This is a genomic window from Selenomonas sp. WCT3 (genome assembly GCA_900100835.1).
GTDB lineage: Bacteria > Bacillota > Negativicutes > Selenomonadales > Selenomonadaceae > Selenomonas_A > Selenomonas_A ruminantium_E.
The window spans coordinates 1-10,534 of record FNCM01000025.1 but is presented as its reverse complement, the minus strand read 5'-3'; the positions used below and the strand labels follow the sequence as shown (position 1 = coordinate 10,534).

The window sequence follows — 10,534 nt, the reverse complement described above, 5'->3', positions numbered from 1 at the left end:
GCGAAGCGCGTTTTGCAACTTTTTCGATGCTTAATTAAAGATAAAAATTTCGTTTAGAAAAACATCTCCCGCGTAGTGTTGGCACTGCCCCTAGCGGTGGCGAAGAGCTGCTTCGAATAAGGTTCCACTAACCGATAAACTGTAATTTAGAAAAAGCCATGCTAATTTATTTCAGCATGGCTTTTCTGTATCTATATTCGTTTCACACCCGCACCGTTAAACTTAGGCACGAATTCTTCTGACGCAGTCTGTCCCTGCTGAACATAACAATTGGTAATGCCCAGCTCCACCGCATGATCCACCACCGACTCATATTCAAACGTAGTGAGTTTCCGGTTCATACCTTTATGCTCAGCCGCATGGTACATGGGCGTATACTGATTCATTAAACTGATCTGGATGTCGTTGCCAAATTCCTGCCATAACCAATCCAACGCTTTCATGCTCTCATGGCGATGTCCCGGCAAAACCAAATGACGCACCAGCACCCCGCGGATCATACGTCCGCTTTCGTCAAACTGAATGGGGCCAGCAATCGCCACCATACGGCGTATTGCATCGGCAGCCCTCTCAAAATAATCCGGTGCCAGCGAATATTCCGCCGCCGATTTCCCGTCCACATATTTCAAATCCGGCAGGAAAATATCCACATAGCCGCGCAGAGCCTCAATGGTCTCCACCGAATCATAGGCGCCGGAATTATAGACCACCGGCAGGGAAAAGCCCTTTTCCCGCGCCAGGTCCAACCCGTGAATAATCTGCGGCACGTAATGAGTAGGGGTAACCAGGTCAAGAGTAGCCGCCCCCCGCGCCTGCTGTTCGCAAAAAATTTCCGCCAGGCGTTCATCCGTTACCTCCTCGCCCTTTCCTCCATGACTGATAGCATGGTTCTGGCAGTAGCAGCAGCGAAGATTGCAATAGGAGAAAAACACCGTGCCAGCACCTTTATCCCCTACCAGGCAGGGTTCCTCCCAAGGATGCAGGGATACCAAGGCGATGCGGGCCTTAGCTCCAGCACCGCAAAAACCAACGGACACTGACCGGTCTACCCCGCACTGCCGCGGGCACAGATTGCAATTGCCCAAAGAAATCATCGGCTCACTCCCGTCCTTCCAATCGTGATGCATCGAGGATTGGGCCATATTTCGGACGCCACCAGGAAATGCTGCGCACAGCATTGATGTAGTCCTGCATAGCCTGGTCATCGATGACAGGCGGTTCCCCGCCATTTAACGACTCCGGCAAAAGCGGCACCGTATCGGCCTTGCCCACCGCATTCCGGGTAATCCAAAAACCGTAGTTGACGCCACGGCGGTTCCCCGTTGTGAGACTTGAGCCCACGGACATGTAGGTAAAGCCCTTAGGGGCAATGAGCTCGAAAATCGTCGGCATGATATCAATCTGGCTGCCAGCAGAATCTGCCAGCAAGGTTCCTTTATGGACGCCCTTTCCCGTAAGGATAAAGGGAATGCCATAGCGTTCATAGGTCGATGGGGTCTTATCGATATTATACCGATCCCCATGGTCCCCGACGATGACGATAAGGCTGTCCGGATATTTTGCCTTGACGGCTTTGACGAACCTAGCTAGTTCCCTATCGGCATACCAGTAATGCCCCAGCTCCCGCAGAAGCTCTTCATCATTTTGCGCCTCTGGCGGCAGCGTTGCCCGCACCGCCTCTTTATCAAAGCCCTTCGCCTCCACATCGACATCATACGGGGAATGATTCGACGCATTGAGAATCACATTGAAACTCGGCGCGTCACTTAAGCCCTTTAATACCTGGTCATAGAGATATTCATCCTCACAGCCCCAGACACTGCCTGGAACATCGCCAAAATCGCCCCGGCTGTAGAAATGGTCAAAGCCCTGGGCCTGGGTAAAGGCCCCGATGCGCTCCCAGGTAGCTGGCCCCGCATACCAGAAATTGGTCGCGTACCCAAGCTTCTCCATCTGCGGCGCGCTGGCGGTCACATAGGGCTCCTTAAAGGATTCCGGCATCGTCGTCAGGTACAGATTGGCATCGGCAAAGCCTGTAACCACGCCGGTAACTGCCGACACAGTGCTGGCACCATTGGGCAGGAATGTCGGGCAGTAGTCCGTATCCTCCTCTGTCAGCAGAGCACGCATCCCCTGGGAAATCGGGATGTTTTTGTATTTGTCGAGCAGCGGCCAGTTGGCAAAGCTCTCCGACAGAATCACAAAGACATGGGAAGGCTGCTCAAGCTGCGCCCCACCAGCTGTTTTCTGCAAATAAACATCCAAATCATCGCTATCCGGCTGCCGCCCCGAAAGCAGCGCAGCCAGACTGCGAATATCTTCCACGGTAAAATCCAAACCATTGCAGGCCAGCATGCGGTGGTTTAGGTTCCAGGCACGATAAACTGCCTGAGGGTTGTCCAAAATCGCCTCGTTGAGGAATTCATCCTTCGTCACACCGGCATTTTCCCAATCCACAGCGGTTTGCCAGCCGAGACTGCCGCCAAAAATCCCCAGCAGTACCGCGATATATACACCTGCCAGAAACGCCAATCGTCCCAGCAGCCGCAGCACCAAAGGCAGGCGCATGGACTGCAGGAGATTTTCCAAAGGAGTCCACTTGAGCCATGCCATGAGCAGCCGCCACAGGCCATAGGCCAACAGCAGGGCTCCCGCCAAGCGAACGGGCAGCCAATACTGCTGAATCATGGTTATAAACAGCGCATAGATATCATCATTTGCCCCGTTAAAAATCATCTGATTGAAATTCATGCGGAACTGGCGGTAAAAGGGGAAACTGGCGACATAAAGAATACTCAGCATCGCCAGCAGCAGCCCATTTAACAGGCGCCAACAAAGCCCTTCAAACTTCGGCAATAGGTAATGCAGCAACAGGGCCGGCAGAAAACTGACCAGCGCCAGACAGCCCGCCGTCTGCATCGACAGCCGGCTGCCCCGCCAAAGTGCCAGCAGGATATCTTCCGTGCCGCTGGCAGGCCCCAGATAACTTTGCAGAATAAGAATAAAAATAAAAAAGAGCCGGAAAAGGGAAAGGACTGCCAGGTAAAATGCATATACCTTCAGTCCTTTCAGCATTACCGTATGAAAATTTTCCCAGCTCAATCGTGCGGGAAATGAGATCTTCATGGCAGGATAATCTCAACCCCGTAAGAATCAGCAGCGTCCTGAATATCCCGGGCCGGCAGCGTATCCGTAATCAGGCCGGAAAGCGTGTCCAGGGACGTGTAGTTATAGTTGCCATCCGTGCTGAGCTTGCGTGCCTCAGCGACAACGTAAGCCTTCTTGCTGTGACGGATGATGGATGCCTTGTTGATACCGTCGTCGATATCGTAAGTGGAAACACTGTTCTCCTTGACATCAACGCCTACGGCACCGACGAAAGCGATATCCGGTTTGAGGTGGGAGATGAAGTCGAGGGTCATGCCGCCCCAGAAACCATCACGGCTCTTGTTGATTTTACCGCCAGCAAATACCACGCGGATTTTCGGATTGCGGGCGAGGACTACGAGAATATCAATCATGTTCGTAACTACCGTGATATCCTGATCCATCTTTACCAGCAATTCAGCAATGGCCAGGTTGCTGGTGGAAATGTCGAGGAATACCATATCCTTCTCGTGGATGAGTTTTACGGCAGCCTGAGCGATGCGCTGTTTTGCCTCAACATCCGTGTTGCGATGTTTGCTGACTTCAACCATATGGCTGTTTTCACGAATGCGGACAGCACCACCATACGTGCGTTTGAGTTTTCCCTTTTTCTCGAGGGCACCCAAATCCTTGCGGATGCAGTCTTCCGTTACCTTGAACTTCTCGCTGAGTTCGCGGACACGAACCTTGCCGTCACGGGCAAGCATATTGAGAATAATCTCTTGGCGTTCTTCCAAAAACATCGGACAATCACTCCTATAATCTTCCTAGAAACTGTGTTTATTGTTTGTTCTTGTTGTACGACTATTGTACTAAATCTATGTAAAATTATCAAGTAGACTTTTCCGCGGCCAGCAGCTCTAAGCTGCTCTTATAGACATCGTCGCTTAAAATATACAGATAATCGCCTTCCTTCAGGCAAAGACCTCCATTTGGTGCCAAATCCTCTCCAGCGCGGCTGACATTGACAATAAGGCTGCCCGATGGCCACTTGACTTCGCGTATGCAAGCGCCATCGAGCTGGCTGCCCATGCCGACGATGACCTCGCTCATAATGCGGCGATGTTTGATAGCACTGGCAAGTTTTGCCTGAAGTGCCAAGCTGCGATTCAACAGCATGTCGTAGACCGGCTCACCATTGGTGAGGTCTGCCACCAGATAGGCCGTCATGGATACGAGAATCAGGGCCAGCATGTGGTCAAAGGACCCCGTCATCTCCATAATCAGCACGGCCCCGGTAACCGGGGATTTTACCACCGAGGCAAAGTAGGCGGCCATGCCAAAGATAATGCAGTTGACCGTCCACACCGGCTCCATGAGCCCCAGAAAAACCGCCAGCTTTGCAAATATCGCACCGCCAACGCTTCCCAGCACCAGCATGGGCAGGAATATTCCCCCTGGAACCCCCGAGCCAAAGCAAAGCATGGTAAAGAAAAATTTTCCCAACAGCAAAATCAGCAGCCAGTAAAGGGAATAATCCGTAACCACCAGGGAATCCACCAAGTGGCTGCCCCCGCCTAATACCTCCGGCAGGCAAAAGCCCAGCACCCCTGCGGTAAGCAGCGGAACCATGGACTTTGACCAGGCGGGCACGGGCGCTGTGGCAAAACCATCCAACGCCCGGGTGAGCAGGCGATTAAACGCCAGCCCCAGTACTCCGACAAAAGCCCCCAAAAGGATGAGCAGCATATAAATGCTGCCCGTGGAAACCACGGGAATATCACCCATATGGAAAACTGGCTCCATGCCAAAAAAATACTGGGTGACCGTTGTGGACGTTACCGCAGCCGCAATAGCTCCCATGAGCACAAAGGGGGAAAAATTCTTGGTGAGTTCTTCCAGGCAAAATATCACACCAGCCAGCGGGGCATTGAAGGCCGCCGCCAAACCAGCACCGGCGCCTGCCGTCAGCATATAGTGATTTTCTGCAAAGGAGCGGTGAGTCATGCGGCCTACCCCCTGCCCCACACAAGCGCCCAACTGAACGCTGGGGCCCTCACGGCCCAGCGAAAGGCCAGCACCGATTCCAAGCACCGCACCGGTAAATTTCAGCAACAGCACCCGGGCCCAATTCATATCCATTTTACCGATCAGAATTCCCTTGATTTGCGGGATACCTGACCCAGAGGTCATGCCATCCCATTTAACAATCCGATAGAGAACCCAGCCAATAGCCAGCAAGACAGCGCCCCAGCCAGGAATCCACTCCGGATTATCCCGCAGCCAGCCATAGAGAAGCGGTGTATACCGCTCCGACAATTCCAAAAGATAGCGGAACAGCGCAATGACTAAACCGGTAAAAATACCAATGACATTGCCCTCGAGAAAAAGTCGCAGTTTGAAATGCCGCGGGTCCGTAAAAATCCGCATGGCCGTCTCAATTTGACTCTGCATAAAGCTTCCTTCTCCTACATCCTTAATAGAAAAAAGGTGCTGTACCTTTAGTACAACACCTTGAAAATCTCTTACTCTGCAGTGAACGGCAGCAGCGCAATGTTGCGTGCACGTTTGATTGCAACGGTAACCTGACGCTGATGTTTAGCGCAGTTGCCGGAGATACGACGCGGTAAAATCTTGCCACGCTCCGTAATGAAGCGGCGAAGTTTTGCAACGTCTTTATAGTCGATATGCTCGACCTTGTCTACGCAGAAAGAGCAGACTTTTCTACGAGGTCTTCTGCCTCTGTCACGTCTCATCAAAGTAATTCCCTCCTATCAAAATGGGATGTCCTCGTCAGGGATGGCCGGGCCAAAAGAATTATCCGCCGGTGCTGCCGGAGCCGGAGCTCCCTGGGCGAATCCACCCTGCTGGAAGCCGCCTTCGCGCTGCGGGCGCGAACCCATGAACTCAACTTCATTGGCGACAACCTCGGTCACATAGCGCTTCGAACCGTCCTGCGCGTCATACGTGCGGACCTGCAAGCGACCTTCGACCAGCACCTGGCTTCCCTTGATTAAGTTATTCCCGCAAATCTCTGCCAATTTCTCCCAGACAACTACCGGAATGAAATCCGCCGTCGGCTGGTTATTATCCGCATTTTTGCGGCCGAAGCGACGATCCACCGCAACGGTGAACGAAGCCACGGCTTTGCCGCTCTGCGTATAACGGACCTCGGGGTCACGCGTAAGCCGACCGGCCAAAATAACCTTATTCATGGCAAAACCTCCCTGGCATTATGGAATATTAGTTTTCTTCAGATTTTACGATCATGTGCTTCAGGACATCGTCCGTGATCTTCATTACGCGCTCGCACTCAGCAACGCATGCCGGCTCAGCCGTAACGTAGAGCAGCTCATAGAAGCCCTCCGTGCAGTCTTTGATCTCATAGGCAAGACGTTTCTTACCCCAACGATCTTCTTTATCGATCGTACCACCATTCTCCGTGATGATCTTGGTGAACTTGTCGATGACAGCGTTCGTAGCTTCCTCTTCCATCGGCTTAACGATAAATATGACTTCGTACTTTCTCACGAAATCACCTCCCTCTTTGGTCTTTGGCTCCTGCTCGCACAGGAGCAGAGGTTGAAATATTATTTCAACTCAAAACATTATTTGTCTCACGACTAGAAAATTATACCATGCAGCGGCAGGGAAAGCAAGGATATTTTCACGGATTCCCCTTTTTTTCCACCACAATTTACAGAAACTGCTTTTGATGCTAGGATTTATACTATAAAAAATTTCTATAGAAAGAAGGGAACCATTTGGACGGTATAAACCCGCGCATCTTTTTCGTCTTTACCGACCTGCTGCTTCCACTGATTGTGGGCTGGTATCTGCATAAGCACCAGCTCCTTTCTGACGATACCATGAATAAAGTAATCCGCTTTAACGTGGTCTGCGTCTACACCGTACTTTCGCTGCTCAGTTTCTGGGTACTGCCTCTTTCCTGGAGCCTGCTGCTCATACCGTTTTTCGGATTTCTGCTGGTCCTTACACCAGGCCTTCTTGGCTATCTGTTATTTGCCCGCCGCATCGATAACCTGCTTGACCGTGGCGCCTATGTCGCCAGCGCAATGCTGGCAAACCTTGGCACCCTCGGCGGCGTCTGTGCCTTTATCCTCTACAACGAAGAGGGCTTTGCCTATACCCAGCTTATCGGAACCTGCCAAAACGTCCTGCTCTGCCTTATCATCTTCCCACTGGCACAGTATTATCATCTCAAACATACCGAAGCCCGCCGCAAAACCAGCCGACTTCACAGCCTACGTGCAATGTTCTTCTCCCTTAACCAACTAAGCCTTGTAGGCATGATGGCTGGTTTTGCCCTCAACGCTGCCGGCATTCAACGCCCGGACATCCTGGCCCCCCTCTTCCAAAGCCTCGTCCACATCGGCGCCTGGATTGCCATGCTGCCCGTTGGCTTTTTGATTGACTTCAAACAAGTACGTCATTATGCCCGGCAAACGCGTAGCCTCGTTGCCTTGCGCTTTATCTTTACCCCGCTGCTATTCGTCGGACTGACACAGTTATTGGTAACGGCTCCCGTCCTCCGGGGCACGCTGATTCTGCTTGCCTTCTGTCCCACCGCCATCAATGCCGTACTCACCGCCAAACTCTACGAACTCAATGTGGGCCTTACCATCTCGTCCTTTGTCATAACAACAACCGCCTTCTTGTTGGCAATCTTCCCGTTCCTGTTTTTCCTGCTCAAATAAACAGAAAATCCCATTTCCGCAAACCGGAAATGGGATTTTCGTTTATTCGGCATCCTCACTGAGCTTCTCGCACTCACGAACGTTTTTTTTTCGGCGATGACGAATGTACATAACTGCAATGACCACCGCACAGACACCTACAAAGATGAGGCTCGCCGTATGACCATAGCTCAGCATAATCTGCCAGCTCTTGCCAAGCATCATGCCCGCAGCCAAAATCAAAGCCGTCCAGGGCAGGGAACCAGCAAAGGTCAGCACCAAAAACTTTTTCATATCCACATGGGCAAAACCTGCCGGCAAGGAAATGAAGGTGCGGACTACTGGCAGCATGCGGCTGAAGAATACCGCCTTAAGGCCGTATTTATCAAACCAGTTCTGGGCAATATCCACGTGGCTCTTTTTGACAAAGAAATAATGGCCATATTTATCCACAAAAGCACGTCCGCCCCTATGACCAATGACATAAGCAAAAATCGAACCAGCCATACCGCCGACCATGCCTGCCGTCAAAGCGCCAACAAAAGTCATCTGATCCGCAAAGATAAGGTAGCCGGCGAATCCGAGAATCAGCTCACTAGGAATCGGTATGCAGGCATTCTCTGCCGCCATCAGGATGGCAACTGCCACATAGCCCCAAGAAGCAATAAACTCCAAGAACAACGTCGAAAAATGTTCCATTACTACTAAATCTCCCTTTCGTCACATCGAAATCCAATACTATCGCTTATTATAACGCCAAAGCTTAAATTTTGCCATAGGCAAACCTGCCAAATTAGAAGAGTGCTTTCACTAGACCAGCCACACCAAACAGCAGAAAAATTGCCGCTGACAAAAGTCTCATTTGACGGGCTGGCAGGCGGCGGTGCAACAAGGCACCTGCCAAAATTCCCAGGCTGTCAGCCACAATCATTCCCAAAACAGCGCCCAAAAGCACTGCCAGCCAGGCGCCCTCGTATTGCGCGGCCATCGTCATAGCCGCAAACTGCGTCTTATCGCCCATCTCCCCGACAACGAAGGTCATAGCCACCGTCAGCAATGGCCCGAATCGCGAGTCATGGGCCTCTTCTTCCTCCTCATCGTCGCCGCGCAGCGTCCAAACGCCGAAACCGATAAAAATTAACGAGGCCAACATTTGCATGAGATTGGCCGGAATCAACTCACCGGCCAAGGTTCCCAAGGCCACCGCCAAGGAATGAACCACAACAATTCCCAGGGACATTCCCACAAAGACCTGTTTCCAATCGTATTTGGAGGTAAATGCCATAACGAGGAATTGCGTCTTATCCCCCATTTCAGCAAGAAAAACGATCAGAAACGAAGCCAACAAAGCTTCCATACTCATCTCTCCCGTATCGAATTATAATACACAAAAAGACCCCGGTACATTCGTACACAAGGTCTTTAACTCCTAAGTGGTGCCTTCGAGCGGAATCGAACCACTGACACGGGGATTTTCAGTCCCCTGCTCTACCAACTGAGCTACAAAGGCAAAATGGCGACCCGAAGGGGACTTGAACCCCTGACCTCCGCCGTGACAGGGCGGCATTCTAACCAACTAAACTACCGGGCCATCTATATAAAATTTAGGAAAAATCAAATGGTGGCTCACCCGGGATTCGAACCCGGGACACCCTGATTAAAAGTCAGGTGCTCTACCAACTGAGCTAGTGAACCAGGTGAGCAGAATATGTATTGCTTAGTTTAAACTGAATCAACTGATACGTCACTCACAAGACATAATTATACGGATAAAGCCCCTGCTTGTCAACACTTTTTTTAACAAAAAAGACGCTTCCGTAGAAGCGTCTAAAATTCTATCAATTAGTCGAGGCTTTCGACATATTTTTTGAGATCCTCAGCAGCCTTCGTTACACGAGAAAGATTAGCCGTAATCTCTTCCGTAGAAGCAGCCTGTTCCTCACTGATGGAACCAGTAGTCTCAATGGATTTCGAAATCCCCTCAACGGCTTTATTCATCTCGTTAAGCGTAGACTGAATCTTTTCCGTAGCCTCGCGAGACTGCTCAGCCAGCTTTCTGACCTCTTCGGCTACGACAGCAAAGCCACGGCCCTGCTCACCAGCACGAGCAGCCTCGATGGCTGCATTAAGGCCAAGCAGGTTCGTCTGTCCAGCGATATTGGTGATGAAGTCGATGACCTTAATCGTGTCAGCATTTTTCTCCTGCAGGAATTTTGCCTGCTCAACGGACTCCTGACCTGCTTTTGCCAGCGCACTTGCACTCTTGGCCACCTGCTCAACAGCCTCATAAACCGTTTGCGTAGACGAAGCAATTTCTTCGATAGAAGACGTCAATTTCGCATTTATGTCTTCTCTGTTCTTAGTATCCTCTGCCATTTATATTCCTCCCCATCTTAACACATTGGCCACATCAGCCAAATAACATTCGGTAATAGTCTCTGCTCTATTCATATTCCACACAGACAATAAAAACCCTGCATTATTCTGCTAAAAAATAACAAAAATAAAAAGACGTCCCACAGGACGTCTCGTCTTAACTGGCAACTCCCTATCCTCCCAGTCCGTCTCCAGACAAGTACTTTCGGCGTATATGTGCTTAACTACTGTGTTCGGTATGGGAACAGGTGGAACCACATAGCCAGCGTCACCAGATTTTCTTTGAATGAACTATGTCCACTCAAAACTATACAGAAGAAATTCGAACATTTTAGATTAAAGTTAAGCCCTCGACTTATTAGTATTGGTCCGCT

The 10,534-nt window shown here is 50.8% G+C and carries 11 protein-coding genes, 3 tRNA genes and 1 rRNA gene; 1 reads left to right on the top strand and 14 read right to left on the bottom strand.

The genetic code is table 11. The annotated features are described in order from the left end of the window. Window positions 1-191: 191 nt before the first annotated feature. The 7 genes from BLQ36_RS13030 to rpsF form a co-directional block, all read right to left on the bottom strand. Window positions 192-1,094 carry a radical SAM protein gene (locus BLQ36_RS13030; protein WP_081342370.1) on the bottom strand — a complete coding sequence of 301 codons (903 nt, stop codon included), beginning with the start codon at window positions 1,092-1,094 and terminating at the stop codon, window positions 192-194. Window positions 1,095-1,098: 4 nt separating this feature from the next. Then, entirely contained in the window at window positions 1,099-3,075 is a 1,977-nt protein-coding gene (locus tag BLQ36_RS13025) for an LTA synthase family protein (RefSeq protein WP_318260991.1), read from the bottom strand. A gap of 47 nt (window positions 3,076-3,122) precedes the next feature. Continuing rightward, the gene (locus BLQ36_RS13020) at window positions 3,123-3,890 is read right to left on the bottom strand and encodes a DeoR/GlpR family DNA-binding transcription regulator (protein ID WP_033171242.1); all 768 of its coding nucleotides are present in this window, start codon (window positions 3,888-3,890) and stop codon (window positions 3,123-3,125) included. 88 nt (window positions 3,891-3,978) lie between these two features. After that, window positions 3,979-5,541: a ClC family H(+)/Cl(-) exchange transporter gene (locus tag BLQ36_RS13015; protein WP_074515985.1), complete on the bottom strand. Its 1,563-nt coding sequence runs from the start codon at window positions 5,539-5,541 to the stop codon at window positions 3,979-3,981. A gap of 71 nt (window positions 5,542-5,612) precedes the next feature. Continuing rightward, complete coding sequence (gene rpsR, locus BLQ36_RS13010) at window positions 5,613-5,843, bottom strand: 30S ribosomal protein S18 (RefSeq protein ID WP_014425267.1); 231 nt, start codon at window positions 5,841-5,843, stop codon at window positions 5,613-5,615. Window positions 5,844-5,861: 18 nt separating this feature from the next. Next, a complete protein-coding gene (locus BLQ36_RS13005; protein ID WP_074515984.1) occupies window positions 5,862-6,302 on the bottom strand; it encodes a single-stranded DNA-binding protein in 441 nt (146 codons plus the stop codon). Window positions 6,303-6,330: 28 nt separating this feature from the next. Next, entirely contained in the window at window positions 6,331-6,618 is a 288-nt protein-coding gene (gene rpsF / locus BLQ36_RS13000) for a 30S ribosomal protein S6 (RefSeq protein ID WP_033171239.1), read from the bottom strand. A gap of 233 nt (window positions 6,619-6,851) precedes the next feature. On the opposite strand from rpsF, the gene BLQ36_RS12995 reads away from it, so the two are divergent. After that, window positions 6,852-7,805, top strand: a complete 954-nt coding sequence (locus tag BLQ36_RS12995; protein ID WP_074515983.1) for an AEC family transporter — start codon at window positions 6,852-6,854, stop codon at window positions 7,803-7,805. Window positions 7,806-7,847: 42 nt separating this feature from the next. Here the strand turns inward: BLQ36_RS12995 and BLQ36_RS12990 are convergent, their stop codons facing one another. The 7 genes from BLQ36_RS12990 to rrf form a co-directional block, all read right to left on the bottom strand. Next, window positions 7,848-8,483: a DedA family protein gene (locus tag BLQ36_RS12990; RefSeq protein WP_074515982.1), complete on the bottom strand. Its 636-nt coding sequence runs from the start codon at window positions 8,481-8,483 to the stop codon at window positions 7,848-7,850. A 94-nt stretch (window positions 8,484-8,577) separates the two neighbouring features. Beyond that, on the bottom strand, window positions 8,578-9,141 hold the full coding sequence (locus tag BLQ36_RS12985; RefSeq protein WP_074515981.1) for a TMEM165/GDT1 family protein: 564 nt from the start codon (window positions 9,139-9,141) through the stop codon (window positions 8,578-8,580). A gap of 77 nt (window positions 9,142-9,218) precedes the next feature. Further along, window positions 9,219-9,294, bottom strand: a tRNA-Phe gene (locus BLQ36_RS12980). Window positions 9,295-9,298: 4 nt separating this feature from the next. Next, window positions 9,299-9,375: transfer RNA gene (locus tag BLQ36_RS12975), tRNA-Asp, on the bottom strand. Window positions 9,376-9,403: 28 nt separating this feature from the next. Beyond that, window positions 9,404-9,479: transfer RNA gene (locus tag BLQ36_RS12970), tRNA-Lys, on the bottom strand. 147 nt (window positions 9,480-9,626) lie between these two features. Beyond that, window positions 9,627-10,160 carry a methyl-accepting chemotaxis protein gene (locus BLQ36_RS12965; RefSeq protein WP_074515980.1) on the bottom strand — a complete coding sequence of 178 codons (534 nt, stop codon included), beginning with the start codon at window positions 10,158-10,160 and terminating at the stop codon, window positions 9,627-9,629. Between the two features lie 159 nt (window positions 10,161-10,319). Continuing rightward, window positions 10,320-10,436 (bottom strand): 5S ribosomal RNA (rrf, locus tag BLQ36_RS12960). Between the last annotated feature and the right edge of the window lie 98 nt (window positions 10,437-10,534).

Excerpts from the sequence above, each read along its gene's own strand:
- BLQ36_RS12985 (WP_074515981.1), bottom strand. The coding sequence starts at position 9,141 with ATGGAAGCTTTGTTGGCTTCGTTTCTGATCGTTTTTCTTGCTGAAATG.
- rpsR (WP_014425267.1), bottom strand. The coding sequence starts at position 5,843 with ATGAGACGTGACAGAGGCAGAAGACCTCGTAGAAAAGTCTGCTCTTTC.
- BLQ36_RS13025 (WP_318260991.1), bottom strand. The coding sequence starts at position 3,075 with ATGCTGAAAGGACTGAAGGTATATGCATTTTACCTGGCAGTCCTTTCC.
- BLQ36_RS13015 (WP_074515985.1), bottom strand. The coding sequence starts at position 5,541 with ATGCAGAGTCAAATTGAGACGGCCATGCGGATTTTTACGGACCCGCGG.
- BLQ36_RS13030 (WP_081342370.1), bottom strand. The coding sequence starts at position 1,094 with ATGATTTCTTTGGGCAATTGCAATCTGTGCCCGCGGCAGTGCGGGGTA.
- BLQ36_RS12990 (WP_074515982.1), bottom strand. The coding sequence starts at position 8,483 with ATGGAACATTTTTCGACGTTGTTCTTGGAGTTTATTGCTTCTTGGGGC.
- BLQ36_RS13005 (WP_074515984.1), bottom strand. The coding sequence starts at position 6,302 with ATGAATAAGGTTATTTTGGCCGGTCGGCTTACGCGTGACCCCGAGGTC.
- BLQ36_RS13020 (WP_033171242.1), bottom strand. The coding sequence starts at position 3,890 with ATGTTTTTGGAAGAACGCCAAGAGATTATTCTCAATATGCTTGCCCGT.
- BLQ36_RS12965 (WP_074515980.1), bottom strand. The coding sequence starts at position 10,160 with ATGGCAGAGGATACTAAGAACAGAGAAGACATAAATGCGAAATTGACG.